This window comes from Notoacmeibacter sp. MSK16QG-6, assembly GCF_024158145.1.
Lineage (GTDB): Bacteria > Pseudomonadota > Alphaproteobacteria > Rhizobiales > Rhizobiaceae > Notoacmeibacter.
Genome location: NZ_JAMYXM010000001.1, coordinates 848421 through 873355 on the forward strand (window position 1 = coordinate 848421; position 24935 = coordinate 873355).

Here is a 24935-nt window from a genome sequence, read left to right on the forward strand (position 1 = left end):
CCTGACGGCCAAGTTCGAAATCTTCGGTAAGGAAGCGTGGTGCCCAGGGGTGGAATCGAACCACCGACACTGCGATTTTCAGTCGCATGCTCTACCAACTGAGCTACCTGGGCATTCCGGAGAAACTGGCCGTTCGGCCGACGCGGCTTGGTAATCCAACGTCCGGAAACGGGCGGGTTATAGCGACGCACCCTGCACGTGGCAAGCGGTCCGACAGCGCTTTTTTGACCCTGTCCGGTTAATCGCCGCGTTGGGCGGTTTCCTCCACATTTTCTTCCTCTTCCGTGACCGGAATGGCGTAGCTGCCGGTCAGCCAACGCGAAAGGTCGACATCCTTGCATCGAGGCGAGCAGAAGGGGAAATGCTCACGCACGCTCGGGCGTCCGCATTCAGGGCATGGGCGGGCGGGGCGCAGCGGCGTAACATTGTCTGCGGTGGCCATTTCATATCCATCGGTTGGAAAGCAAAAGCGGCGGCGGAACCGCACTCATCTTGGTATGCGCAGCGGCTCAATCAAGCCCGAAGGGCTCAAACGCGGCCTGGCTGGCCCAACCACCCCCGATGAACGTGAAATCCTTCGCCCACCAGAAGCGACACGGTTTCATAGAGCGGCAGGCCCACGACATTGGAATAGCTGCCGATGAGTTTGATGACAAATGTGCCAGCAAGACCCTGAATAGCGTAGCCGCCCGCCTTCCCGCGCCATTCGCCGCTGGCGAGGTAGGCATCCAGCTCTTCCCCGCTCAGCCGCTTGAAGCGAACGCGGCTCTCTACCATGCGCTGGCGGAAATTTCCGTTCGGCGTGACGAGGCAGATCCCGGTATGAACCCTGTGGCTTCTGCCCGAAAGAAGCCGCAACGCGGCCGAGGCCTCATCGACCATCTCGGTCTTCGGCAAGATGCGCTGACCGACGGACACGACCGTGTCCGCTGCCAGGATAAAGGCGCGTTTCTTTTCGGCTTGATTGCGCTGGGTTTCGAACGCTGCCTCGGCCTTCTGCACCGACAGCCTTTTGGCCAGCGAGCGAGGATGCTCGGCCCTGCGGGGCGTCTCATCGATCTCAGTCGGCAACAGCGCATCGGGTTCGATGCCGGCCTGTTGCAGCAATTCGACACGCCGCGGCGAGCCCGAGGCGAGAATCAGTTTCTGCAGCACGCTCATGCTCTTCTCGCCTTTCGCCGCCGCATGCGGCCTATTTGAAGCGATAGGTGATACGGCCCTTGGTCAGATCATAGGGCGTCATCTCGACAAGGACCTTGTCGCCTGTGAGCACACGAATGCGGTTCTTGCGCATCCGGCCAGCCGTATGAGCAATGATTTCGTGATCGTTTTCCAGCTTGACCCGGAACATGGCGTTCGGGAGCAATTCCGTTACGACACCGGGAAATTCGAGAACTTCTTCTTTCGCCATTCTTCGCCTTTATTCATTACGGCGCGGCCGGAGCCGGCACAGCGCGCGCGGAACCTATAGGAAGAGCCGACGGAAGGAAACAGCCTCCCGCCGGCCAATTGTCTATTCGCAAGTGCGGCTCTTAGAGCATATCAGCCACTAGCCGCGCCAGTGCAGAACGCAAACAAGGGTGAACAACCGTCGTGCGGTATCGAAATCTATGTCGATCTTTCCAGCCAGGCGGTCCTGCAATGTCTGACTGCCTTCATTGTGCAAACCGCGCCGGCCCATATCGATTGCCTCGATCTGCGCCGAAGACGCTGTTCGGATCGCTTCGTAGTAGCTTTCGCAGATCATGAAGTATTCCTTCACAATCCGCCGAAATGGCGTGAGCGAGAGAATGTTGGTCACGACCGCGTCGCCGTTCTCCCGCGTAATCTCGAAGATCAGCTTGTTGTCGCGTACACCCAGACGCAGCTTGTAGGGACCGCCACTATCGTCTCCCACGGGCTGAAAGCTGTTCTCCTCGATCAGATCGAAGATCGCGACCTCTCGTTCATGCTCCACATCCGGGGTTGAGCGACCGATCGATTCATCGAGCACCACATCGATCAACCGGCCGTTCTTCTGCTCACCCATCACGGCCTCCGGCATTCATCCGGATCGAGACTGACCGCGCATGAGCGCCGAGGCCCTCCGCTTCTGCAAGGGCGATGGCAGCAGGGCCGAGCGCACGAAGCTGATCGGGGCCGCATTTCAGAACGCTGGTCCGCTTCATATAGTCGAGCACGCCCAGACCGGACGAGAAGCGGGCCGAGCGCGCCGTCGGCAAAACGTGGTTCGAGCCGCCAACGTAATCGCCAATGACTTCCGGCGTATGCGCACCGACAAAGATAGCGCCGGCATTGCGAACCTTGCCGACATATTCTTCCGCGCCATCGAAGGCGAGTTCGAGGTGCTCCGCTGCGATCCGATCGACGAGCGGCAGGGCCTCATCGAAGTCGGGCACGACGATGACCGCGCCGAAATCCTTCCATGATGTACGGGCGATGTCGGCACGCGGAAGCGTTCTCAGCTGCCGCTCTACGGCCTCGATCACCGCTTCGCCGAAGGATCGATCGTCCGTCATCAATATGGACTGAGCCGCGGCGTCGTGCTCGGCCTGCGCCAGAAGATCGGCGGCGATCCAGTCTGGATTGTTATTGCCGTCAGCCAGGACGAGCACTTCGGACGGTCCGGCAATCATATCGATGCCCACCGTTCCGAAAACGCGCCGTTTGGCCGCTGCGACATAGGCGTTTCCGGGACCGACGATCTTCGAAACCGGCGCAATCGTCTCCGTACCGTAAGCAAGTGCGGCGATGGCCTGCGCTCCGCCGATCCGATAAATTTCCCTGACGCCGGCCAGCCGCGCCGCCACAAGAACCAGTGGATTGACCACGCCATCGGGCGTCGGCACCACCATGGCGATGCGTTCCACGCCCGCGACCACTGCCGGCAAGGCGTTCATCAGCACCGATGAGGGATAGGACGCCGTGCCGCCCGGCACATATAGGCCAACTGCCTCGACCGCCGTCCACCGGCTGCCGAGTTCGACGCCCAGCGCATCGGTGTAGATATCGTCTTTCGGCAGTTGACGCTCATGATGCGAACGAATCCGGTCGCGCGCCAGGGTCAAAGCATCCAAAGTGCTCGATGCAACATCGTGGAATGCCTCATCAATCTCATCTTCACTGAAGGCGATATCGGCTGGCGCGCCAATCTCGAACCGGTCGAACCGCCTCGTATAATCGATGACCGCCCTGTCGCCCTCAGCCATCACCGCGGCGATGATTTCGGCCACGGCCCGATCGACATCCGGGGACGCCTCACGCTTCATTGACAGAAGCGCAGCAAAGCGTTCCTCGAAATCTTCGGCGGCGGTCGAAAGCGTGATGGCCATGACTGGCGATGATTTTCCCTACCCGGCAAAAACCGGCTACGATTGGAGACGTTCCGACCGCCTTACAGATCGTGAGCCGGCCGGCTCTCCGTCTGCCATGCCGCGCCCAGATCGGCAAGGCGCAGTTCGATACACTCGACCTCGAGCGCGATCGTCGCGTCGGCGGAAAATATCAGTTCGACGGTGCCGCCTGGATCGTCTTCCAAACCATTTGGCGCAAACTGCACGGCCAAAAGATTGAGTACCGACTCATCGGCTGACTGATCGATGTTGGTCGAGCGAACGGCGGAAACCCTTGCGACCGAAAGAACCGCGAGCCGTCTTTCTCCGCGGCTGAAGAAACGCCGCTTCTTCTCCCAGGCATAACGGCGCAGCGGCAAGACAAAGGTTTGCGTACGACGGTCGTAGGCGGCCTCGACAGGTTTGGCGAGGGCGTCCTGGCAGTGGGCCGAAATCACCACAAGATCGTCGGCGTCGAAAGCGGCAAGTTTCAGTTCATTCATGGGAACTTCCATATGAGGATCGGGCCTTACCGATTCAACATTGTCACCGTCCTGCCCAAGTCCAGTCGCTTTCGAAGTTCTTGGCCTGCAGCGAGGAACCGCCCAGCGCCGAAGCGCTTTCAGTCGGCGACACGCTCGATCTCGGCCCCGCAGGCGGCCAATTTCGCCTCCAGCCGCTCAAAGCCCCGATCCAAATGGTAGACGCGGTTGACCTCCGTGGTGCCCTCAGCCGCAAGGCCGGCGATGATGAGCGCCGAAGACGCGCGCAAATCGGTCGCCATAACCGGCGCGCCACGAAGCGTCGGCACGCCTTCCACAACAGCAGACTGTCCCGACAGACTGATATGCGCGCCGAGCCGCGCCAGTTCCTGCACATGCATGAAGCGATTTTCGAAGATCGTTTCCACGATACGCGAGGTGCCGGTCGAGCGCGTCATCAGTCCCATGAACTGGGCCTGCAGGTCCGTTGGAAAGCCTGGAAAGACTTCCGTGGTGACATCGACCGGGTTGATTTCGCTTCCACTCTTGCGCACCCGGATACCGCCGGTTTCTTCCGTCACTTCCGCGCCGCTGTCGCGGATCTTCTCCAGCGCCGCCTGCAGAAGATCGGCCTTTGCGCCAGCCAGCAGAACGTCGCCGCCAGTCATCGCCACAGCCATGGCATACGTGCCGGTCTCGATGCGGTCGGCGACGACAGCGTGTCGCGCGCCGGAAAGCTGGGTGACGCCCTCAATCGTAATGGTGGACGTGCCGTGGCCGGTAATCTTCGCACCCATTGCGATCAGGCATTCGGCCAGATTGACCACCTCCGGCTCACGCGCCGCGTTCTCAAGTTCGGTCGTTCCCTTGGCAAGGGTGGCGGCCATCATCAGCACATGGGTCGCGCCGACGGAGACCTTCGGGAAAACGTAGCGCCCGCCTTTCAGCCCGCCTTCGGCCTTGGCGTTGACGTAACCGCCATCGACTTCAATCTCGGCGCCCAGATGATGCAGCCCGTCAATGAAAAGATCGACCGGACGCGTACCGATGGCGCAGCCGCCCGGCAGCGACACCCGCGCCTTGCCCGTACGGGCAAGAAGCGGGCCGACGACCCAGAAGCTGGCGCGCATTTTCGACACCAGTTCGTAGGGGGCGGTGGTGTCGACGATGTTGCGCGCCGTGAAGTGGATGTTGCGGGCGTAATTTTCATCCTGACCACGGCGTTTGCCCGTGACCGAATAATCCACACCATGATTGCCGAGAATACGAATCAGTTGATCGACATCGTCGAGATAAGGCACGTTTTCCAGCGTCAACGTGTCGTCGGTCAAAAGCGATGCAATCATCAAAGGCAGCGCTGCGTTCTTGGCGCCGGAAATCGGAATGGTGCCGACGAGCGGCTTGCCACCCACAATACGAATACGATCCATAAAAGCCTCTACAAGCTGCTGCGCGTTATTCACGATCCATACTGACGATCCGCGCGGCCGGTTTGCGTCAGGTCAAGGCGAGCGCGTTCCTCTAGACGAAGTTCGGGATGCGTTCAAGAATCCGGCTCATCGTGCGATGAGCGGGCATTGCCGGTTATCGGAGCATTGCGCTCTTCTTCGGCAGCTGGCAGCCCGCTCCGCCGGTCGGCCTTGCCGCCACGCGAAGCGTGGGACTGGGCCTTACGGCGACGGATATTGGCTCGAAGCTGTTCGGCCAACCGCTCTTTCCTGTCCTTTTCCGACATTTCGCAGACCCCTTGATGGCCGCCATTACGGCCCGCCAATGATTTTGCGTCCTCGGCTGCTTGCCAAGGCAGGGACGTTATGGCAATACCCGCCGCGTTCGCGGGCCGCCTTATCGGCTGGCCGACCGCGTGCGATGCTGCCGTAGCTCAGGGGTAGAGCACTCCCTTGGTAAGGGAGAGGCCGAGAGTTCAAATCTCTCCGGCAGCACCATCCAACTTGCCTCATCGATAAAGTTTTGATTGGAGTTGGTCACCTATATGACGCGGAAGCGCGCGCCAAGGGCGTGTACAATGGTTGCGCCGAGCTCGTAATAAGCGGCTCTCGCGCCCGTCATCGTCTCGGAATGGTCGTCGCTGACCGGCAGCGGCAAAGCCGTCTCATCCTTATTGACCAGATATCTCGCCGCGGCGGACCCGAAAACGGTGCCGGGCGCGATACCCCTGCCCGAATAGCCGAAGATCGAAAGACCCGATGGTCCCAATACCTGCACCTTTGGCAGATGGTCTGCCGCCATGGCGATCCGCCCGCTCCATTCATGTTCGAAGGGAATGTCGGCAAGAGCCGGATAAAGCGCCTTCAGTTTTCGCCTGGCCCACCCGGCATGAATGCGCCCTGCCCGGCTGTTGCTATTCCCCATCCCGCCGATGATCAGGCGACCTGACCTGTCCAACCGGATCGATGACATGACCAGGGCGGTGTCCCAGCACCCTTCTTTGCCTGGCAAGACTGTTTGCAGGGCTTCTGCGGGTAAAGGGACGGTTGCGAACTGAGAGTAATTCACGGTTACGTATCTTGGAGCATCGCATTGCGTCCAAGCAGTGTCGTAGGCATTGGTCGCTTGAAGAAGCGCCCTTGCCCGGACAATGTATTGTCCCGACCGTAAGACCCAGACGCCATCCCGCCATTCGGCCGCTTGCACCGGCGTATCGGAATAGATCCTCGCGCCAATGCGCATGGCCGCGCGAGCCAGCCCGTGGCAATAAGCAAGCGGTTGGATGGTTCCGGCCTTCGGGTTCCAGAGCGCGCCGTGGAAAACGGAAGAGCCGGTGCGCCGGCGGGCTTCATCCGAATTGAGGAGGTGAAGCACGCTTCCGAAAGCATTTGCTTGACGGTGGCGTCGTCGCAAATCCGCCTTTCCGCTTGGCGTATGCGCCAGATGCAGCGTACCCGCGCGTGTCGCTTCGCAGTCGATGCTCTCCCGCTCGATAATTTCGAAAACGCGATCGGGGCCAGCGCCCAGCGCGTCGATGAGACGGCGCCCGTCGCTCCCGCCCATCTGCGCGATGATCGTTTCAGGCGGCAGCCACAGACCCGCATTGACGAGCCCGACATTACGGCCCGAACCGCCGAAGCCAACCGTCCGAGCCTCAAGAACCGCAACAGACGCGCCAAGTCGGCTTGCTTCCAGCGCCGCTGCACAACCGGTAAAGCCTGCCCCGATAATTGCGAAGTCGACGGTAAGGTCTGTGTCCAGCGGAACGGTCGCAGCCCTCTCGGTAAGGCTTGCGCCCCATAGGCCGGTTTCGGCCCCAGTGGTCACTTCCATGCCCGTCATGTCGTGGTCCATCCGCAACCACCAGCGCCCGCCCATCGGCTACGCAGCGCCGGCCCAAAGGTCAGACCATCCTAATCATCGGCAGCACGCCGCGACAGACCCTATCGACTAATGGCGCCCGTCACACGCCCGCAAGGCGTTGCGCGTGCCAGCGCAAATGATCTTCCATGAAAGTCGAGATGAAATAATAACTGTGGTCGTAGCCCGGTTGTAACCGCAAGGTCAGATCGATTCCGGCCTCTTCGCAGGCATCAGCCAACCGCTCGGGCTGTAGCTGCTCTTTCAGAAAATTGTCATCAGCCCCCTGATCGACAAGAAGGGCCGGTAGCCGAGCGCCATCTTCGATCAACGCGACCGCATCGTGTCTGCGCCATGCGCTCTTGTCGTCACCGAGATAGGCCGGCAGCGCCTTTTGACCCCATGGCACCTCGCTCGGCGCAACGATGGGCGCGAAGGCCGAAACGGCCCGGAAGCGGTCGGGATGCGAAAGGCCTATGGTCAGCGCGCCATGGCCACCCATGGAATGACCCATGATCGACTGGCTGGAAGCATCCATCGGAAAATGCTCAGCGACTAAAGTAGGCAGTTCCTTCGTCACATATGACCACATGCGATAATTTTCCGCATAGGGATCTTCGGTCGCATCGACATAAAACCCCGCTCCGAGGCCGAAATCGTAAGCGCCTTCCGGGTCGTCCGGAACCCCCTCGCCACGGGGCGAGGTGTCCGGCGCGATGAAGATCAGACCGAGTTCGGAGCATGCCCGCCGATATTCGCCCTTCTCCATGACATTGGCATGGGTGCAGGTCAGCCCGGAGAGATACCAGACCGCCGGAAGCAATGCGCCTTCGGCATGATCGGGGACGAAGACGGCGAAGGTCATCTCCGTCTTCGTCTCGGCGCTCAGATGGCGGCAGACATATTGTGTGCCGCCATGACTGCGGTTTTGGCTGACGATTTCCATGATGGCTCCGACTTAGTAAACCACGACCGCGCGGATCGATTTGCCCTCATGCATCAGGTCGAAGCCCTTATTGATGTCTTCGAGGTCGAGGCGGTGGGTGATCATCGGGTCGATCTGAATCTTGCCGTCCATGTACCAGTCGACGATCTGCGGGACATCGGTGCGACCGCGCGCGCCGCCGAATGCCGTCCCTTTCCATTCGCGACCTGTGACCAGCTGGAACGGGCGGGTCGAAATTTCCTTGCCGGCTTCCGCCACGCCGATGACGACGGAAACGCCCCAGCCGCGATGACAGGCTTCCAGCGCCTGGCGCATGACGGTCGTGTTGCCGGTGCAATCGAAGGTATAGTCGGCGCCACCATCCAGCATCTCGACGAGATGCGGCACGACGTCACCGCCGATCTCCTTTGGGTTGACGAAGTCGGTCATGCCGAACTTCTCGCCCCATTCCTTCTTGTCGTTGTTCAGATCGACGCCGACAATACGGTTCGCACCGACCATCTTTGCGCCCTGCACCACATTGAGACCGATGCCGCCAAGGCCGAAAACCACGACATTGGAGCCGGGTTCGATCTTGGCCGTGTTGACCACCGCGCCGACGCCGGTCGTCACGCCGCACCCGATATAGCAGGTGGTGTCGAACGGCGCGTCCTCACGGATTTTCGCGACCGCTATTTCCGGCAGAACCGTATAGTTGGAGAAGGTCGAGCAGCCCATATAGTGATAGATGGTCTGGCCTTTGTAGGAGAAGCGCGACGTGCCGTCCGGCATGACGCCTTTGCCCTGCGTGGCGCGGATCGCCGTGCAGAGATTGGTTTTCTGCGACAGGCAGCTTTTGCATTGGCGGCATTCCGGCGTATACAACGGAATAACGTGATCGCCTTCTTTGACGCTCGTCACCCCAGCACCGACCTCGCGGACGATGCCGCAGCCTTCGTGACCGAGAATGGAAGGGAAAAGCCCCTCGCTATCGAGGCCGTCCAAAGTATAGGCATCCGTGTGACAGATACCGGTCGCCTTGATTTCGACCAGAACCTCACCGGCCTTCGGCCCTTCGAGGTCCAGTTCGACAATTTCAAGCGGCTTCTTTGCTTCGAATGCGACGGCTGCGCGAGTTTTCACGGCGTTCCCTCCCCTGATCGGTTTTCCAGTCTGGCCTAGGCGAAACGGCGATAAGGTTTCAAGCCTGACGAGCGCATGTTTCGATCAAATTTCTCTATCACTTGGCGCGTGTCATCAACACTGCCCGATGCTCAGCGCATCGACCAACCGTGACTGACCACGATGGACTGCCCTGTCAGTGCGTTGGATCGGAAAGACGCAAGAAAAGTCGCCACATCGGCGACGTCTTCCATGGTGGTGAATTCCTGATCCACCGTGTTGCCGAGCATGATTTCGTTGACCACTTTTTCCTCGGAAATGCCGAGATTTTTCGCCTGTTCCGGAATTTGCCTTTCCACCAACGGCGTTTTGACGAAGCCGGGGCAGATCACATTGGAGCGGACGCCGTGTTTCGCGCCTTCCTTCGCCATAACGCGGGACAGGCCAAGGATGCCGTGCTTTGCCGCCACATAAGCCGCCTTCTGTGTCGAGGCTTCGTGACTGTGCACCGAACCCATATAGATGAGCGATCCGCTTTTCTGTGGATACATATGTTTGACAGCGGCCTTGGTGGTCAGAAACGATCCGTCCAGATGGATCGAAACGACCTTCCTGAACTGTTCATAGGGAAAGTCCTCGATCAGATGCACGATCTGGATGCCGGCATTGGCGACCAGCGTATCGACCCTGCCGAACGTTTCCGCCACTTGGTCCATACCGCTATTGACGGCCTCTTCGTCGGTCACATCCATATTGACCGTGAGACTCTCGGTGCCGAATTTATCTTTCAGCATGGAGGCCGTCTCTTCGGCGCCTTCCATGTCGATGTCACAAATTGCGATTTTTGCGCCCTGCGCCGCCATGCCCACCGCGATAGCCTGGCCGATACCCGATCCTGCCCCGGTGATCACCGCCACATTGCCATCCAGAGATTTATCGCCAGCCATTGAATGCCGCTCCATCGTTTGCCGGTTGATTTTGCCTTCGCCGAAACACTTGTGCTGCATTGCGGTAAAGGCAAGCGGCAATCAGGTTGCGACGTCCGGCCGTTTTTCGCCGCGAACGAGCGCATCGCGGATTTCGGTCAGAAGCTGAATGTCGGCAGGCGGCGCGGAAGCCGCCACTTCCTTTTCCTTGTTTTCCTTGCGGCGCAGATTGTTGACCCCTTTGACCATCAGGAAGACGATGAAGGCGAGGATCAGGAAATTAAGAATGACAGTTACGAAGCTGCCATAGGCGAGGACAGCACCCTGCTCTCTGGCGGCATCGAGCGTATTCGCCTCCACACTGCCAGCAAGCGGAAGGAAGTAATTGGAGAAATCGAACCCGCCGAAGACCGCGCCTGCAATCGGCATGATGATGTCGTCAGTCAGCGACTTCACGATGCCGCTGAAAGCGGTGCCGACGATCACGCCGACCGCCAGATCCATGACATTGCCCTTGGCGATAAATTCCTTGAATTCCTGATAGATCGTCATGACAGTCCCTTTCGTCTCAATCAGACCTTCTGTGTGCTTGGGTAGACTCTCTCGAAAATCGATCCGATCGCGACACAATGGTCAAGCATGACTGCCTTCCAGTGAACAGAACGCTGGGCTAGAATTGGATGGCAGGCCTGGAGAGCGCCGAAGAGGGAGGGAGCATGGCTATATGAACGCATGGGTCGTTTCGCTCGTCGCGCTCATTTACCTGACGGTTCTCTTCGTGGTCGCCGCGCTTGGCGACCGTGGCCATAACAAACGCGCAGAGCGCGACCGCCCCATCCGCTACGCGCTTTCACTTGCCGTTTACTGCACCTCGTGGACGTTTTTCGGCTCGGTCGGGGTTGCCGCAAATAGCGGCCTGCAATTCCTGACCATTTATATCGGGCCGGCGCTCGTTTTCATTCTCGCCACACCATTCATCAAGCGGATCACCCGAATCTCGAAGGCGGAACGCATCACCTCCATCGCCGACTTCCTGGCATCGCGTTACGGCAAAAGCTTTTCGGTCGCCTCAATCGCAACCCTGATCGCCACGATTGGAGTGGTGCCCTACATCGCGCTGCAACTAAAGGCGATTTCCGATTCCGTCACCCTTCTGGCCGAGACACGAAGCGTCGGCGCAGCAGCGCTTCCCATGCCGATCGGTGTTGGCGGCACCTCCTTCTGGGTCACGGTGCTGCTGGCGATCTTCGCCATCTTGTTCGGAACGCGGCAAACAGACGCAACAGAACATCAGGATGGGCTGGTTTTCGCCATCGCCATCGAATCCGTCATCAAGCTGGCTGCCTTCCTTATCGTCGGTTTCAGTGTCTGCTTCTTGCTCTTCGACCCTTCCAGCCTTTGGGAGCAGGTCAGCAATCATCCGGCGGTATGGGACAGCCTGACGAACGATACGCCGGTGATCGGATGGTTCACGCTGACCCTTCTGTCGGGGTCGGCCATTCTTCTACTGCCGCGACAGTTCTACGTAATGGTGGTCGAGAACCGGTCAGAGCGCGAAGTGGAACGGGCGCGCTGGCTCTTTCCGCTTTATCTCGTCGCCATCAATATTTTCGTTCTGCCCATCGCCTTGGTCGGGCTGACGACAGTCGGCGGACAAACCAATGCCGACCTTTACGTGCTTGCCATCCCGTTGCTCGCCGGCAATGAATGGCTCTCCATCGTCGCTTTCATCGGTGGGCTCTCCGCTGCGACAGCCATGGTCATTATGGCGTCGGTCGCCCTTTCCATCATGATCTCCAACGATCTGATCATGCCGGTCGTCCTTCATCGAACACTCGGCATGCGCTGGGCCGATCATGAAGACTGGTCACGTACTATTCTTTTCATCCGCCGTCTCGCCATCGCAGGATTGCTCGCGGCCGGTTATTTCTACTACCGCTCGATCGACAATGCCGCGCTCTTGGCGTCCATAGGGCTGCTGTCCTTTGCCGCCATCGCACAATTCATGCCGGCATTTCTCGGCGGCATGGTCTGGCGCGGGGCAAACGGGCGGGGTGCAATTGCCGGCATGACCGTCGGCTTCTTCGCCTGGTCCTATACGCTCCTTCTTCCCAGCATTCTGCCGCCCGACGCGGCAATGCTCGTGGACGGTCCGTTCGGTCTTTCATGGCTGCGGCCGGAAGCGCTTTTCGGTCTCGACCTGTCATCGCTGGAACATGGAACGCTGATCTCGTTAACGGCAAACACACTGGCCTTCATCATCGGTTCGCTATCGCGCAGCGCCCTGCCCCGCGAACGCATACAGGCAGCGTTGTTCGTACCGCGCGGCGCGGGCCGCTCGCCATTTCCGCGCAAGATCAAAACGCAGCTTACCGTCGGTGAAATTCAGACAACCATCGGCCGCTATCTCGGCCAAGAGCGCACCGAACGTAGTTTCCGCTCGTGGCAGCAGCGTGAAAATCGGGTTCTTCAGCCGTCCGATATTGCCGACGCTCAAATCCTGCGCTTCGCTGAAGGGCTTCTCGGCAGCGCCGTCGGATCATCATCCGCAAGGCTCATCCTGTCGCTTCTGCTGGAACGCTACGACACCAATGCCAGCTTCGCCTACACGCTTCTGGACGACGCGACCGAAGCGCTGCAGCAGAACCGGGGGCTTCTGCAGATCGCTCTCGATCAGATGGAACAGGGCATTACCGTGTTCGATCGCGACCTGCGGCTAACCTGTTGGAACCGGCGTTTCCGTACCCTCTTCAATCTGCCGGAGTCACTTGGCGTGGTGGGCGCGCCACTCTCAGATGTCATCGAACATCTGGCAGGTCAGCAGGAGATCGAGGAGCGGGAAATCGAAAAGATCATCGACAGGCTGGCGTGCGCGCAGTCGGCATGGCAACTCGAATTGCGGCGATCGGGACGGATTATCGAAATTCGGACCCGGCCCATGCCTGAAGGCGGCGTGGTCGGCACATATACGGATATCACGGCCCAGGTGGAATCGGACCGCGCTCTGAAAAGCGCCAATGAAGGGCTCGAAGCGGCGGTCGCGGCGCGAACGCGCGAATTGCTGGATGTCAATGGCGAACTGGTGGATGCAAGGCGCGCCGCTGAGGACGCCAATCTCGGAAAGACGCGGTTTCTGGCGGCGGTTGGACACGACATTCTCCAACCGCTGAACGCGGCGCGCCTTTACTGCTCCGCCATCGGTGAGCGAACGCAAGCGACCGAACAGATACCGAAAGACCTCCCCAAAACCGTGCAGCGCATCGATGCGTCACTCAATGCGGTGGAGGACATTTTATCCGCTGTTCTGGATATCTCACGACTGGACACCGGCGCTTTGACAGCCAACGTCACCACGTTTCGGCTGGGCGATGTCTTACAGCATGTCGCGACCGCGCTTGCTCCCCTTGCCGAAGCCAAGGGATTGAAGCTGCACGTCATTGCCTCATCCGTCCTCGTCGACAGCGACATCAACCTGCTGCGCCGCCTCGTTCAGAACTTGGTCTCTAACGCGATCAAATACACCCGAAGCGGGCGCGTGCTGCTTGGTGTCAGACGGCGCGGAGACGATGCCGAAATTCAGGTCCTCGATACCGGCATCGGAATGGCCGAAGATCAGCTCTCCGCCATTTTTGACGAATTCGCACGGCTTGAAGAAGGTGCCCGTGAAGCCGAAGGACTGGGTCTCGGCCTTTCGATCGTCGACCGCATCGCACGGGTGCTCAACCTTGAAGTCGCGGTTCGATCGCGGCCGGGCGACGGCACGAATTTTGCCGTCGTCCTTCCCATCAGCAAAGCCAGCCAGCCGAGTAAATCGCTTAGCCAGCCAAGATCGCTAATCGCCGCTCGCAATTTCAGCGACCTTCGAATTCTGACAATCGACAACGAGCCCGATATTCTGGACGGTATGGAACTGCTCCTGAAAGGCTGGGGTTGCACCGTGCAACGCGCCACGGGATCAGACGGCATTCGCGCTCTTCCTGCCGACAATCCGCCAAACCTCATCCTCGCCGACTATCATCTGAACGGCGAAACCGGTTTTGACGCGATCGATAATGCGCGTCAGTGGTTCGATCGCGAGATTTCGGCTGTGTTGATTACCGCCGACCGGTCGAAAAGCGTAATGATGGAAGCGGCCGACCGAGATATTCCAATGCTCAACAAGCCGGTAAAGCCCGCCAAACTGCGGCTGATTATGAATCGCCAGAAGAAAACGCAGCAGGCAGCAGCCGAATAGGATCAGCCACGGGCGGACAGCGCCGGCGCCTTCGCCCCCAGTTGCGACAGAAGAATGACGGCCTGCGTGCGGCTGTCGACGTTCAGCTTCGTCAGAACGGCGGACACATGCGCCTTGATGGTGGCCTCCGACACATTCAACTCGTAGGCGATCTGCTTGTTGAGCAGCCCCTCGGCGATCATTGTCAATACGCGGGTCTGCTGCGGCGTCAACGTGCCGAGCCGGTCGATAAGGTCGGCCATCTGGGGGTCTGTTTCCACGCCCAGATCGATATTCGGCGGAACCCAGACCTCACCTTCCAGAACCTGCTCTATCGCTTCGCGGATCGTCTCCATCGAAGCGGATTTCGCGATATAACCAGCGGCGCCGAGCTCAATCGCGCGGCGAATGGTCTGTGGCGCTTCTGTAGCGGAAACGACGATGATCGGGATATTGGCCTGAACGGCGCTGAGACCGATAATGGCGGAGTGGCCGGATGAGCCGGGCATATTCAAATCCAACAAAATCAGATCGTAGTCTTCGCAATTCTCCACAAGGCGTTTCGCCCCTGCGAAATCGCCAGCCTCCTGAATCTCACACTCGCTCGGCAACCCCGCAAGCACCTGTCGGAGCGCGCCGCGAAACAGGGGATGATCGTCTGCAATCAATATCTTGAGCGCTGTGTCAGACAATTGTATCCATCCTCCCCAGCGTTGGCCGAATGTCTCCCACACACGACGACAACGCGCTTTTTGCTTGTAAAGCCCCCCCGATTTGATGACAACCCAAACCAAAGTGACGGTCGGGAGACGATATTGAACAGGAGCCGAAGTGCATTCAGTAGTGCCTGGGCAGCGCTCATTTTGGGTTTTGCCGCCCTGGGCCTGGCCGGACTTGCATTTATTGGTGAACGCGCGGGCGTTCCCCTCTCCATGCTTCAGTTCCTGTTGAATATATGCGTTATCGGCACTCTTCTGGGCTTCGGCGTCTCGTCGCTCATCGTCGAACCACAGCGCTGGAGTTTTGCCGAGCGGCGCGTGCGCGGCATAAGCGCCGTGCCCGCTGCCATTGTGTTGGCGCTGACCACCGCATGGGCGACGTCCGGCAATCTGACGACTTCAGCGCCAATTGCGATCTTCATTGGCTGTCTTGCAGGGCTATTCCTATCCATTCTTGTCCTCGGTCCGAGAATGCGACGGATTGGCGCTTCGAGTCCGGGCCGAATGCTCAGCCTGCGCTACACGAGTTGGGAAGGCCTGCCACTCCGGCTGTTGATGGGGTCCGTCAGCTGCGCTCTTCTCGCGGGGCTTGTCCTCCATCTCCTCGAACTCGTCGCCGAGCGGCTCGTCGCTGGCCTGTCATTGTCCCGGATTCCGGCGATCGCGCTTGCCGCTTTTGTCATTTTCCTTCCGGCATGGGCCGGCGGCATCACCACTCTCATACGTCTTTCGCGTATCGGGTTTGCCTTCGGCATCGCCACGGTCGTCGTCGCGCTTCTCATTGGACAGACCCTGCCCGGCAGCAGCTTGGCCTCTCTGCCGCTTCTTCCTGTGGATTGGGACGCCGCGGTCTTGAACACGATAGGCGCGGGCCTTCTGTCGATCGTGTTTTTGCCGGCGACGATGCCGGTCATTGGAAGTCTTTCGACACCGCGTTCCAATTATCGCCTCGCCGGGTGGCTCGCTTTTCTAAGCGCAATCACGATCACGGTGCTGCTTTGGCTTGGCGGGCCGAACGATGCCTCGGTTTCGGCTGAGCAGACGCTGACAAGTAGCGGCTTGGCGCCACTGCTGACGGACATGGCGAGCCTTGCCATGCTGGCGATTGGCGGCAGCATTCTGCTCTTCGCGCTGGCGACCAGTCTCATCGACGACATCGTACTTTCCGTGATGGATGAGCCGAGCATCGTTCCTGGCCGACTTCTGGCTTGGCGGAGATTTGCGATGATCGGCGTAGTAATCGGCTTGACCGCAGGCTTGCTGGTGATTGGCGATGATGCTCTCGGGATCGATCGGATGGCAGCGCCCGTTTTTGTCGCCATGGCCATCGCAGCCTATCCACCAGCCTTGCTCTGGTCCGGAGCCAGCGCGATCGGTGTTCTGGCCGGCATTTCGTTCGCAGGCCTGTCGCAGATCGTTCTTCTTCTAGTTCTTCAAGCGGATGCCTTGCCTGCCATTGCGATTCATCTCGACGACGGTTTGATCTGTGGCCTGTTCGGCCTGGCAGTCGCCATTGTGCTCAGCCTTGTGGTTCCGCCAAGATACGACGCCCGGCAGAGTGCGAGCGCAATGGCGCGCACCGACGACAACGCCGCTTTCGATCGCAGAGCCAAATCGCATCCGGCTTCGCCGATATCGGTTGCTTCCTAATCGACCATGGGAAGCGGCAGGACAATTCAGCCCGTAATTTATAGCGCTTCGCCGGTCTTCTCCTCCGCCTGGAATTCCCTGACCATGTCACGGAAGGCGTCGAAAAAGCGCCTCATATACCCAAGCGCCTGATCGAATTCCGCCTCCGAGGGCAGCGCTTCCTTCTCGTCATCCCGTTTCTTTAGCTGCCGCTCGAGAGCGGCCACACGTTTTTCCAGCCGGTCAATACGTGTTTGGCTACCGTTCGCAATCTGGTCATCGGGTCTGTCGGTCGCGCAGCTCAATTTGCCTTTGGCCTGGCGGCAGACGGTGATTTCTCCGGTCTGGCTGTCCATTCGTACCCAGCCATCCTCGGTTCGGTCCATCACATATCGATCCGGCGCACTCCACGCCACGGTCCCAGTCGCCAATAGGCCAGCCACGACGACAATGCCTGAACCAGTCATGAGAAGGTTTCGCATGATCATTTCCCTGTTCGAAATCGTTCGGCGATTCCAACGGTTCACTGGAACCCGAAGTCATCGGCCCTTTGCATCGCTCACTATTTTCGCTACGCCGACACCATGGGAACGATGATCTATAAGGCGGTGCCGGCGCCAATATGGCGACAGGCACAACAAAAAGCAGAATGGGGCGGAGCACCGGTCGATCTGGCCGATGGTTACATCCATTTTTCCACTGCTGACCAGCTTATCGAGACGCTGGCCAAACATTTTGCTGGCCAAGAGGATCTCGTCCTCGTCGCAATCGACGAAGACCGGCTGGGCGAGGCCCTTCGTTGGGAAGTCTCGCGAGGTGGCGCGCTCTTTCCACATCTTTACGCGCCGCTATCGACGAAGGATGTAGACTGGGTCGAAGAGTTGCCGCTCGATACCGATGGTCATCATCGGCTACCGGAGCGTCTTTCATGAAGCTGACAAGTCTCAGCACAATGCCTCTAATGGCGTTGGAGGCCGAGCAGGCACACAGCGCCTCCATTGCAGCCCTCAAGGCGGGCGCAGGGCGAATGTTTGGCCCTGGCCAACCTTTCAAATCCGAACGCCTTAAAGCCAATGTGGCAGGTCTGGCCTTTCCGAACCCTCTCGGCATGGCTGCCGGCTACGACAAAAACGCGGAGGTGCCCGATCCGCTTCTCGCCCTCGGTTTCGGATTTGTCGAGGTGGGCACGGTGACGCCGCAACCACAGGCAGGCAATCCTCAGCCGCGTATTTTTCGGCTGAAGACCGAAAAAGCAATCATCAACCGGCTTGGCTTCAACAATGAAGGACATGAGGCCGCGCTTCTCCGCCTCATGAAGCGGCGTCACAGAGGCGGGCTGGTCGGCGTCAATATCGGCGCGAACAAGGACAGCGAAGACCGCGTTTCCGACTACGAGCGTGGCATTGCCAGTTTTGCATCCTATGCGTCATATTTCACCGCAAATATCTCATCGCCCAACACGCCAGGGCTGCGCGATCTCCAAAGCGCAGAAAACCTCTCCGATCTGCTAAGCAGAATCATGGCGGCGCGCGATGCAGCAGCCGCCGAAATGGGACGCGTAGTGCCTGTTTTTCTGAAGATCGCGCCGGATCTACAGGAGGCCGATCTCGATCACATTGCGCGCTCCGCCGAGACTTACGGACTGGACGGATTGATCGTATCGAACACCACTCTGTCGCGGGCCAACCTTCTGGACCGCAAAGCCGGCGCGGAGGCCGGAGGCCTCTCGGGCAAACCGCTTTTCAATCATTCGACCACCGTTCTGGCAAAGATGCGTGAGCGGGTGGGTCCCGCTCTGCCGCTTATCGGAGTAGGCGGCGTGCACGATGCGCAAAGCGCGCTCGAAAAGATCCGGGCAGGCGCCGATCTGGTGCAGCTCTATTCGGTGATGGTGTACGAGGGGCCGCGCCTTCCTCTCCGTATATTGCGCGGCATGGACCGGTTGCTTGCGGCGGAAGGCGAGACCGTCCGTTCCATCAGAGACCGGACGATGAAGGAATGGGCGAGCCGGCCTCTGCCGACCTGAACTCTTCTTTCATTTTGGCAGGAAGAGCTGCCAGCAGCAGCAAACCCCGCGCCAGCAGAAAAAGATGAAGCGAGGCCCACAGCGCCGCATTGCCGTAGAGCGGCGTGAAGATGAAAAGCGCTGCAACGAAAAGCGCCAGCGATACGAGCATCCTGTTGCGCATGGACGTTCCCCAGGTCGCGCCTATAAAAACGCCATCCATCTGAAAGGCCAGAACGCCGGTAATCGGCGTAAGCGCGGCCAGAGGCAGCCAAAGATCGGCAACCCGCCGCACGTCGGGCGCTGTGGTCATCAATGCAATCAACGTTTCGCCGCCAAGATAAAACAGCGCCGCGAGGACGAACGAGAGGATAAAACCCCATAAAGCTGTCAGCTTGACCGCCCGTACAAAGGGGCCGCGCCGCGCGCCACCGACCGCGTGGCCGACGAAGCGTTCCGCCGCTGTCGCAAAGCCGTCCAGTAGATAGCCGCCGAGCAGAAAGAAGTTGAGCAGCACCGCATTGGCAGCCAGTTGCACCGTACCGAGCCCGGCTCCGGCCCGTGTGAAGAGAGCGAAGGCGCTCAGGAGCGCGAAGGTTCGGATCATAATGTCGCGGTTGAGCGCCAGAAGGCGGGAAAAGGCGGGCCGATCCATAATCCGCATAAGGTTGGGGCGGTCGTCCTTGCGATAGATCGCCGCCATTACGAGGAGACCGGCGACGAATCCGATGACCTCCCCGGCCACTGTGCCCCAGGCGACGCCTTCCAGCCCCCAGCCAAAGACCAGCCCGAACAGCACTGACAGGCTCATATTGCCGCCATTGACAACAATCTGCAGCCCAAACGCCGTGCCGGATTGCCCGCGTCCCAGCAAGGTGCCGAGAAGGGCGTAATTGGCCAAAGCGAACGGCGTAGAGAGCGCACGGATTACGATATAATCGGTCATCGCCGCAGAGACGCTGGCTTCGGCGGCGATGAACAGCCGGCCCACCCATGCGATCAGGGGGCCGGCGATGGCGATGAGGAGACCGCAGGCAATAGCGATCATCAGGGCGCGAGCAAGAATGGCCTGCTCTTCGACAAAGTCATCCCGACCGCTGGCCTGGGCGATCAGGCCCGTCGTACCCGACCTCAGAAAATTGAAAGTGCCGAAGACGAGGTCGAAAACGATCGCACCTGCCGCGAGACCACCTATAAGAGCAGCATCGCCAAGCTGACCGACGATAGCCGTATCGACGATACCGATCAGCGGCGTCGTTACAAAGGCCAGCGTCGTCGGTACAGCGATGGCGAAAACCGCGCGATGGGTCAGATGCATTTGATCTGCGCGAGGCGTTGATCGATCAATTGGTGTCATTTCATGCAATCGTGCCGGTCATCCATCACCCCTAAACGAATGGACAAAATGCGCCAAAATATATGATGTCATTGGGACAGGGTTTATCTTGCCTCGCTCATCGGAGACAACAAACTTCGTTCCGAAGGAGGTATCGCTATGAGATCGTCTTCATTACGATGAACATTTCGATCTGGTCGAAATGGGGAACCGCGATGGATAGGCGCGGAAGCAGCGAACAGACGGTCATCGCCTGGCTTGGCACGGCGGCTCTAATCTCCCTCGCCCTGTTATTTATCATGCGCTGGGTTCTTCAGGACGAACGGGAAAAAGACCCGATCGTCGTCATGGGCGGCGGCTTTCTCTTCAACTACAGGATCAGCGAAATCTCCTATGGCGTGACTGCTGGCGTGGCTCGTGCGATTCCTGTCGGTTCGCGACTGTTTGCTTCGTTCGAAGACCCTGCCGGAGGACCGCCTATCGAGACGGATGCAAAGCTGGAAGTGCGCCGCACACGGGTGTTTCTGACCAGCGGTAAGGTGCGCGGCGTCATCAAGGACCGGCCCTATCACGTATCGCTCATTTTGAAAGGGCGGAATGGCGATGTGCTCTGGAGTAAGGAACTTGCCTATCGCTCCAGGCTGGACGGAGACATGATAGGCGATGAACCGCTGACCATCGGTCCCGGCTATACGCCCAATCCTAAACTACAGCCAGGTTCGGCAGGCGGCTAGTTGCCAGGATTGCCGTTCTCCCACCCTCATCTAACCTATATGTCCAATGGCGCGGCTCCCGATCGTTCATCATCCCGATTACGATGCCCGGTTCTCGCCGGTTCACCGCTTTCCGATGGGCAAATATACTTTGCTGATGAACGCGTTGCGCGAGCGCGGCATTGTTGACCGCGCGTCCTTGCATCGACCGGGCCTCGCTCCTTCGAACTGGCTGGGACTGGCGCATGATCGCGGTTATGTGGACCGGGTTCTGACGCAGCGCGTGCCGCCTGTAATCGAAAGACTGATCGGTTTTGCCGTGGATGAGAGGGTCGCCCGGCGTGCCTCGCTGGCATGTGCGGGGACGGTGCTGGCCGCACGTCTTGCGCTGGAAGAGGGCCTTGCCTGCAACACGGCCGGTGGCAGCCATCATGCGCGTTTCGAACACGGTGCCGGCTTCTGTGTCTTCAACGATGTAGCCGTGGCCACCGAAGTGTTACGCGCTGGCGGCGAAGCGCGACGCGTTCTCATTATCGATGCGGACGTTCATCAAGGTGACGGGACGGCGCGCATCTTCGCCGATCAGCCGGATGTTTTCACCTTCTCGATCCATGGGGCGAAAAACTATCCAAACGCAAAGGAGACGAGTGATCTGGATATCGAACTGGCGGATGGGACAGGCGACGAAGCCTATCTGGAGCGGCTGGCCGCCGGACTCAATGAGGCACTGACACGGTTCCCCGATACCGATTTCGCTTTCTATCTGGCCGGTGTCGACCCGCATCGTGAAGACCGGCTCGGCCGGCTCTCGATGACCGATGAAGGGCTGGCCCGCCGTGACGAAATGGTGCTGTCGGCTCTACGCGAGCGATCCATCCCCACGGCCTGTGTCATCAGCGGCGGCTACAGCCGCGACATGGAGAGCCTCGGCCGCCGCCACGCGATTGTGTTCTGCGTTGCCGAGGCGCTGATGCAGAAGCTTGGTTAGCCGCCACGCCTATAGGAGAGAAGCCGGCTAATGATGAAGATCGGCACAACGACCACCGCACCGATGATGAAATAGGATGCAAAACTGGAGAGGGCTTCATAGCCGTTCTGCCAGGACCATTCGATCATGCGGATGAAGCGGTCGATGACCTCCAGTGGCGTGATGCCGAAATAATGCATAAACACGCCTACGATGAAGGAGATGATGATGAGCTTGAGCGCCACGCGAAGCGGGGAATCACCGAGAAACCGCTGCACCGAACCGGCCATCTTCTAAGCACTCCGTCTGTCGTTGATCGGATTTAATCTCGTTTCAGCAGATACGAAGTGCGCGCGGCGCAATCAAGGCGGACCGAGTGAGCGATGGAGCGGGTGAAGGGAATCGAACCCTCGTCGTTAGCTTGGGAAGCTACTGCTCTACCATTGAGCTACACCCGCCCGGCAATGCGTCGATTGACCATCGCGGCAGCCAGACTGTCAAGCGCCATTACACCCGGAAATGCTTGCTGAGCTTCAGGCCCTGTCCCTGATAATTGCTGGCGAGGTCCTGGCCATAAAGCGCGTCCGGCAAGCCCTTCATATGCTCATAGACCAGCCGCCCGACAATCTGGCCGTGTTCGAGGATGAAAGGCACTTCGTGGCTTCGCACTTCAAGGACGGCGCGCGCGCCCGTGCCTCCCGCGTGCGAATGACCGAAGCCCGGATCGAAGAACCCGGCATAATGGACGCGGAACTCGCCGACCAGCGGATCGAAAGGCGTCATCTCGGCGGCGTGATGCGGCGGCACATGCACGGCCTCGCGGCTGACAAGTATGTAGAACTCATCGGGATCGAGCACGAGTTCGCCGAAGCGGTTTTTCGGCAATGGCTCCCAGTAGTCGACCCGCTCATAGGCGTTCGGCTTGTCCACATCGACGAGTCCGGTGTGATGTTTGGCCCGATAGCCTATCGGAGCATCCGTCTCGCCGCGCAGATCGACCGACAGCCCGATGCCGCCGTCTGAAATGTTCGGCCTGTCCGCTGCGACGAGGGTTTCGGCGTCATGAAGCGCCTGTAACTCGGTCTCCGACAAAATCGCCTGACCCGTTCGAAACCGAATCTGCGACAGGCGCGAGCCGGTGCGCACGACGATGGGAAAGGTGCGCGGTGAAACCTCCATCCAGAGCGGGCCGCGATAGCCGGCCGGAATCTTGTCGAACTCCGGGCCGCGATTGACCATGACACGGGTGAAAATATCGAGCCGACCCGTCGAGCTCTTCGGATTTGCCGAAGCGGAGATGTCATCCGGCAAAGCGAGGCTTTCCAGAAGCGGCACAATATAAACGCAGCCGGTTTCGAGCACCGCACCCTTGGTCAGATCGATCTCGTGCAGAACCAGCCGATGCAGCTTGTCCTCAACCGTCGCTTCCGGTCCCGGCAGAAAGGACGCGCGGACGCGATAGGCCGTCTTGCCGAGGCGCAGGTCGAGACTGGCCGGCTGAAGCTGGCGCTCGGCCATATCCTCCGTCAGCTTCAGCGCCCCGCTTTCGATCAGCGCGAAAATATCACGGTCAGGCAGAATGCCTGTCTTTCGATCCGCCATGGACGTCGCTTCCCCTTGTCTGCTTCTTCCATGCCTCCCCAGCGTCACGGTGACAAGCATGCAATGATGCTTGTCCAAGGCGTTCGAATGTGCTGCGCTGATCCGGCACACTCATCCCCCAGTCGTGGAGTCCCCAATGTCTCTTCTCTGCCTCACCCGCCGCGCCCTTCTCGGCATGGCTGTCGCGACCATTCTTCCCGGTGGGATCGCGCTCGCCGAAACGACAAACGTCACCTTCGTTCTGGTCAACGATAGTGACAAGATGGCCGCCGATGACGATGGCCGCGGCGGATTTGCCAAAATGGCCAGCGTGTTCAAGGCCGAACGGGAGGCCAATCCGAACACGGTGGTCGTACATGCCGGCGATATGATCTCGCCATCCCTGCTATCGGGCTTCGACAAGGGCGAACACATCATCACTCTGGCCAATATGGCCGGCTTCGATGTCGGCGCGCCAGGCAATCACGAATATGATTTCGGCCCTGAAAATGCGATGACGCAGCTTTCAAGCGCCGAGTTCCCGTTCCTTGCCGCCAACATCGAAAATGCTGACGGCTCGCCCTTCGAAGAATTCGAACCGACGATGATGAAAGAATTCGGTGACGTGAAGGTCGGGTTCATCGGTCTGGCCGAACTGACCACTGCGGAATTGTCCAGCCCGGGCGACGCGATCAAGTTTACCGATCCCGTCGCCGCGGCTGCCGAGCAGTCAGAGACACTACGATCTGAAGGCGCCGATTTTATCGTCGCCATCAGTCACAATAGCCTTCCGCTCAACGAACAGATGGTCCGGGAGGGAACGGTCGATCTGGTGCTTTCCGGCCATAATCATGTGGTCTGGACCTATTACAACGGACGCTCCGCCGGGCTGGAGTCAGGCCATGATGCGATGTGGATCGGTTCGGTCGACGTCACATTCGACGTGACGGAAGAAGAGGGCAAGCGAGAGGTGGAATGGTCGCCGAATTTCCGGTTCACCGACACCAAGGATGTCGAGCCGGACGCCGAGGTTGCGGCGAAGGTCGCCGAATATGAGGCGACCCTCGACAAGGAACTCGATATCGATGTCGGCACAACGTCCATCGAACTCGACAGCCGCCGCGCTTCCGTTCGCGGGCAGGAAACCGCGATTGGCAGCCTCATCGCCGATGCGATGAAGAAGGCTGTCAACGCCGATATCGCCATCACCAATGGCGGCGGCATTCGCGGCGACAAGACCTATCCGGCAGGCACCAAGCTGACACGGCGCGATGTGCTGACGGAACTGCCCTTTGGCAACCGCAACGTGCTTCTGGAAATGAGCGGCGCGCAGGTCAAGGAAGCGCTTGAGAACGGCGTCAGCCAGATCGAGGAAGGCGCCGGACGCTTTCCCCAGGTGGCTGGCCTTTCCTTTAGCGTCGACAAGGCCGCCGAGCCCGGCGCGCGCGTTTCCGACGTCATGGTCAACGGCCAGCCGCTCGATGAGAGCGCCACCTACAAGGTCGCGACGAACGACTATATGGCCGGCGGCGGCGACGGCTATGTCGTCATGAAGGATGGCAAGATGCTGATCGACTCGATCAGCGCCAAGCTGATGGCCAACGACGTCATGGTCTATATCCGCGATATGGGCGAAGTGACGGCGCCGGACAGCGCGCGTATTACGATCAAATGAG

25 protein-coding genes and 3 tRNA genes are annotated in these 24935 nt (G+C 59.5%); 8 read left to right on the forward strand and 20 right to left on the reverse strand.

The genetic code is table 11. The annotated features are described in order from the left end of the window. Positions 1-37 precede the first annotated feature (37 nt). The 9 genes from NIM86_RS04030 to NIM86_RS04070 form a co-directional block, all read right to left on the reverse strand. Positions 38-113 (reverse strand) — tRNA-Phe (locus tag NIM86_RS04030). A gap of 125 nt (positions 114-238) precedes the next feature. Then, positions 239-442 (reverse strand): DNA gyrase inhibitor YacG, encoded by a 204-nt coding sequence (yacG, locus tag NIM86_RS04035; protein ID WP_253379343.1) that lies wholly within the window; start codon positions 440-442, stop codon positions 239-241. Between the two features lie 86 nt (positions 443-528). Then, positions 529-1161 carry a Maf-like protein gene (locus NIM86_RS04040; protein ID WP_253379345.1) on the reverse strand — a complete coding sequence of 211 codons (633 nt, stop codon included), beginning with the start codon at positions 1159-1161 and terminating at the stop codon, positions 529-531. A gap of 31 nt (positions 1162-1192) precedes the next feature. After that, positions 1193-1411, reverse strand: a complete 219-nt coding sequence (infA, locus tag NIM86_RS04045) for a translation initiation factor IF-1 (RefSeq protein ID WP_094075588.1) — start codon at positions 1409-1411, stop codon at positions 1193-1195. Positions 1412-1549: 138 nt separating this feature from the next. Further along, positions 1550-2029 (reverse strand): UPF0262 family protein, encoded by a 480-nt coding sequence (locus tag NIM86_RS04050; protein WP_253379347.1) that lies wholly within the window; start codon positions 2027-2029, stop codon positions 1550-1552. Next, positions 2022-3332, reverse strand: a complete 1311-nt coding sequence (gene hisD / locus NIM86_RS04055) for a histidinol dehydrogenase (protein WP_253379354.1) — start codon at positions 3330-3332, stop codon at positions 2022-2024. Before hisD ends, NIM86_RS04050 begins: the two co-directional genes overlap by 8 nt. 62 nt (positions 3333-3394) lie before the next feature. Next, positions 3395-3835 carry a DUF2948 family protein gene (locus NIM86_RS04060; RefSeq protein ID WP_253379356.1) on the reverse strand — a complete coding sequence of 147 codons (441 nt, stop codon included), beginning with the start codon at positions 3833-3835 and terminating at the stop codon, positions 3395-3397. A 119-nt stretch (positions 3836-3954) separates the two neighbouring features. Then, positions 3955-5244 carry a UDP-N-acetylglucosamine 1-carboxyvinyltransferase gene (gene murA / locus NIM86_RS04065; RefSeq protein WP_253379360.1) on the reverse strand — a complete coding sequence of 430 codons (1290 nt, stop codon included), beginning with the start codon at positions 5242-5244 and terminating at the stop codon, positions 3955-3957. Positions 5245-5357: 113 nt separating this feature from the next. Further along, a complete protein-coding gene (locus NIM86_RS04070; protein WP_253379362.1) occupies positions 5358-5588 on the reverse strand; it encodes a hypothetical protein in 231 nt (76 codons plus the stop codon). 97 nt (positions 5589-5685) lie between these two features. On the opposite strand from NIM86_RS04070, the gene NIM86_RS04075 reads away from it, so the two are divergent. Beyond that, positions 5686-5760: transfer RNA gene (locus NIM86_RS04075), tRNA-Thr, on the forward strand. Between the two features lie 43 nt (positions 5761-5803). Here NIM86_RS04075 and NIM86_RS04080 read toward each other — a convergent pair. The 5 genes from NIM86_RS04080 to mscL form a co-directional block, all read right to left on the reverse strand. Beyond that, positions 5804-7105, reverse strand: a complete 1302-nt coding sequence (locus NIM86_RS04080) for an FAD-binding oxidoreductase (protein ID WP_253379366.1) — start codon at positions 7103-7105, stop codon at positions 5804-5806. Positions 7106-7226: 121 nt separating this feature from the next. Continuing rightward, complete coding sequence (fghA, locus tag NIM86_RS04085; RefSeq protein WP_253379368.1) at positions 7227-8069, reverse strand: S-formylglutathione hydrolase; 843 nt, start codon at positions 8067-8069, stop codon at positions 7227-7229. 12 nt (positions 8070-8081) lie between these two features. Further along, positions 8082-9191: an S-(hydroxymethyl)glutathione dehydrogenase/class III alcohol dehydrogenase gene (locus NIM86_RS04090; RefSeq protein WP_253379370.1), complete on the reverse strand. Its 1110-nt coding sequence runs from the start codon at positions 9189-9191 to the stop codon at positions 8082-8084. Positions 9192-9322: 131 nt separating this feature from the next. Then, a complete protein-coding gene (locus tag NIM86_RS04095) occupies positions 9323-10117 on the reverse strand; it encodes a 3-hydroxybutyrate dehydrogenase (RefSeq protein ID WP_253379372.1) in 795 nt (264 codons plus the stop codon). An 81-nt stretch (positions 10118-10198) separates the two neighbouring features. After that, positions 10199-10642: a large conductance mechanosensitive channel protein MscL gene (gene mscL, locus NIM86_RS04100; RefSeq protein ID WP_253380703.1), complete on the reverse strand. Its 444-nt coding sequence runs from the start codon at positions 10640-10642 to the stop codon at positions 10199-10201. 178 nt (positions 10643-10820) lie between these two features. Between mscL and NIM86_RS04105 the strand changes: the two genes are divergently transcribed. Further along, entirely contained in the window at positions 10821-14330 is a 3510-nt protein-coding gene (locus tag NIM86_RS04105; RefSeq protein WP_253379374.1) for a PAS domain-containing hybrid sensor histidine kinase/response regulator, read from the forward strand. A 2-nt stretch (positions 14331-14332) separates the two neighbouring features. Here NIM86_RS04105 and NIM86_RS04110 read toward each other — a convergent pair whose 3' ends face one another. Continuing rightward, complete coding sequence (locus NIM86_RS04110; RefSeq protein ID WP_253379376.1) at positions 14333-15001, reverse strand: response regulator transcription factor; 669 nt, start codon at positions 14999-15001, stop codon at positions 14333-14335. 123 nt (positions 15002-15124) lie between these two features. Here NIM86_RS04110 and NIM86_RS04115 point away from each other — a divergent pair, with 123 nt between their 5' ends. Further along, positions 15125-16678 carry a hypothetical protein gene (locus NIM86_RS04115; RefSeq protein WP_253379378.1) on the forward strand — a complete coding sequence of 518 codons (1554 nt, stop codon included), beginning with the start codon at positions 15125-15127 and terminating at the stop codon, positions 16676-16678. Between the two features lie 38 nt (positions 16679-16716). On the opposite strand, the gene NIM86_RS04120 is transcribed toward NIM86_RS04115, so the two are convergent. After that, complete coding sequence (locus NIM86_RS04120) at positions 16717-17139, reverse strand: hypothetical protein (RefSeq protein ID WP_253379380.1); 423 nt, start codon at positions 17137-17139, stop codon at positions 16717-16719. A gap of 102 nt (positions 17140-17241) precedes the next feature. Between NIM86_RS04120 and NIM86_RS04125 the strand changes: the two genes are divergently transcribed. Further along, positions 17242-17589, forward strand: coding sequence for a DUF952 domain-containing protein (locus tag NIM86_RS04125; protein WP_253379382.1), 348 nt, complete (start codon positions 17242-17244; stop codon positions 17587-17589). Beyond that, positions 17586-18683 (forward strand): quinone-dependent dihydroorotate dehydrogenase, encoded by a 1098-nt coding sequence (locus NIM86_RS04130; RefSeq protein ID WP_253379384.1) that lies wholly within the window; start codon positions 17586-17588, stop codon positions 18681-18683. Before NIM86_RS04125 ends, NIM86_RS04130 begins: the two co-directional genes overlap by 4 nt. On the opposite strand, the gene NIM86_RS04135 is transcribed toward NIM86_RS04130, so the two are convergent. Next, positions 18634-19980: an MATE family efflux transporter gene (locus tag NIM86_RS04135; protein ID WP_253379386.1), complete on the reverse strand. Its 1347-nt coding sequence runs from the start codon at positions 19978-19980 to the stop codon at positions 18634-18636. The genes NIM86_RS04130 and NIM86_RS04135 overlap by 50 nt on opposite strands. Positions 19981-20213: 233 nt before the next feature. Between NIM86_RS04135 and NIM86_RS04140 the strand changes: the two genes are divergently transcribed. Beyond that, a complete protein-coding gene (locus tag NIM86_RS04140; RefSeq protein WP_253379388.1) occupies positions 20214-20732 on the forward strand; it encodes a hypothetical protein in 519 nt (172 codons plus the stop codon). Between the two features lie 46 nt (positions 20733-20778). Beyond that, positions 20779-21699 carry a histone deacetylase gene (locus NIM86_RS04145; RefSeq protein ID WP_253379390.1) on the forward strand — a complete coding sequence of 307 codons (921 nt, stop codon included), beginning with the start codon at positions 20779-20781 and terminating at the stop codon, positions 21697-21699. Here NIM86_RS04145 and NIM86_RS04150 read toward each other — a convergent pair. The 3 genes from NIM86_RS04150 to NIM86_RS04160 all read right to left on the reverse strand — a co-directional run bounded on the left by NIM86_RS04150 (position 21696) and on the right by NIM86_RS04160 (position 23280). Next, positions 21696-21968: a DUF6460 domain-containing protein gene (locus NIM86_RS04150; RefSeq protein WP_253379392.1), complete on the reverse strand. Its 273-nt coding sequence runs from the start codon at positions 21966-21968 to the stop codon at positions 21696-21698. The two genes, NIM86_RS04145 and NIM86_RS04150, sit on opposite strands and share 4 nt — an antisense overlap. Before the next feature lie 94 nt (positions 21969-22062). Beyond that, positions 22063-22136 (reverse strand) — tRNA-Gly (locus tag NIM86_RS04155). 49 nt (positions 22137-22185) lie between these two features. Continuing rightward, a complete protein-coding gene (locus tag NIM86_RS04160; RefSeq protein ID WP_253379394.1) occupies positions 22186-23280 on the reverse strand; it encodes a 2'-deoxycytidine 5'-triphosphate deaminase in 1095 nt (364 codons plus the stop codon). A gap of 136 nt (positions 23281-23416) precedes the next feature. Between NIM86_RS04160 and NIM86_RS04165 the strand changes: the two genes are divergently transcribed. Next, positions 23417-24934 carry a bifunctional UDP-sugar hydrolase/5'-nucleotidase gene (locus NIM86_RS04165; RefSeq protein WP_253379396.1) on the forward strand — a complete coding sequence of 506 codons (1518 nt, stop codon included), beginning with the start codon at positions 23417-23419 and terminating at the stop codon, positions 24932-24934. Position 24935 lies beyond the last annotated feature (1 nt).

Coding starts and splice junctions, on each gene's coding strand:
- yacG (WP_253379343.1), bottom strand. CDS start 442: ATGGCCACCGCAGACAATGTTACGCCGCTGCGCCCCGCCCGCCCATGC.
- NIM86_RS04040 (WP_253379345.1), bottom strand. CDS start 1,161: ATGAGCGTGCTGCAGAAACTGATTCTCGCCTCGGGCTCGCCGCGGCGT.
- infA (WP_094075588.1), bottom strand. CDS start 1,411: ATGGCGAAAGAAGAAGTTCTCGAATTTCCCGGTGTCGTAACGGAATTG.
- NIM86_RS04050 (WP_253379347.1), bottom strand. CDS start 2,029: ATGGGTGAGCAGAAGAACGGCCGGTTGATCGATGTGGTGCTCGATGAA.
- hisD (WP_253379354.1), bottom strand. CDS start 3,332: ATGGCCATCACGCTTTCGACCGCCGCCGAAGATTTCGAGGAACGCTTT.
- NIM86_RS04060 (WP_253379356.1), bottom strand. CDS start 3,835: ATGAATGAACTGAAACTTGCCGCTTTCGACGCCGACGATCTTGTGGTG.
- murA (WP_253379360.1), bottom strand. CDS start 5,244: ATGGATCGTATTCGTATTGTGGGTGGCAAGCCGCTCGTCGGCACCATT.
- NIM86_RS04080 (WP_253379366.1), bottom strand. CDS start 7,105: ATGACGGGCATGGAAGTGACCACTGGGGCCGAAACCGGCCTATGGGGC.
- fghA (WP_253379368.1), bottom strand. CDS start 8,069: ATGGAAATCGTCAGCCAAAACCGCAGTCATGGCGGCACACAATATGTC.
- NIM86_RS04095 (WP_253379372.1), bottom strand. CDS start 10,117: ATGGCTGGCGATAAATCTCTGGATGGCAATGTGGCGGTGATCACCGGG.
- NIM86_RS04105 (WP_253379374.1), top strand. CDS start 10,821: ATGAACGCATGGGTCGTTTCGCTCGTCGCGCTCATTTACCTGACGGTT.
- NIM86_RS04120 (WP_253379380.1), bottom strand. CDS start 17,139: ATGCGAAACCTTCTCATGACTGGTTCAGGCATTGTCGTCGTGGCTGGC.
- NIM86_RS04125 (WP_253379382.1), top strand. CDS start 17,242: ATGGGAACGATGATCTATAAGGCGGTGCCGGCGCCAATATGGCGACAG.
- NIM86_RS04130 (WP_253379384.1), top strand. CDS start 17,586: ATGAAGCTGACAAGTCTCAGCACAATGCCTCTAATGGCGTTGGAGGCC.
- NIM86_RS04135 (WP_253379386.1), bottom strand. CDS start 19,980: ATGCATCTGACCCATCGCGCGGTTTTCGCCATCGCTGTACCGACGACG.
- NIM86_RS04140 (WP_253379388.1), top strand. CDS start 20,214: ATGGATAGGCGCGGAAGCAGCGAACAGACGGTCATCGCCTGGCTTGGC.
- NIM86_RS04145 (WP_253379390.1), top strand. CDS start 20,779: ATGGCGCGGCTCCCGATCGTTCATCATCCCGATTACGATGCCCGGTTC.
- NIM86_RS04150 (WP_253379392.1), bottom strand. CDS start 21,968: ATGGCCGGTTCGGTGCAGCGGTTTCTCGGTGATTCCCCGCTTCGCGTG.
- NIM86_RS04160 (WP_253379394.1), bottom strand. CDS start 23,280: ATGGCGGATCGAAAGACAGGCATTCTGCCTGACCGTGATATTTTCGCG.
- NIM86_RS04165 (WP_253379396.1), top strand. CDS start 23,417: ATGTCTCTTCTCTGCCTCACCCGCCGCGCCCTTCTCGGCATGGCTGTC.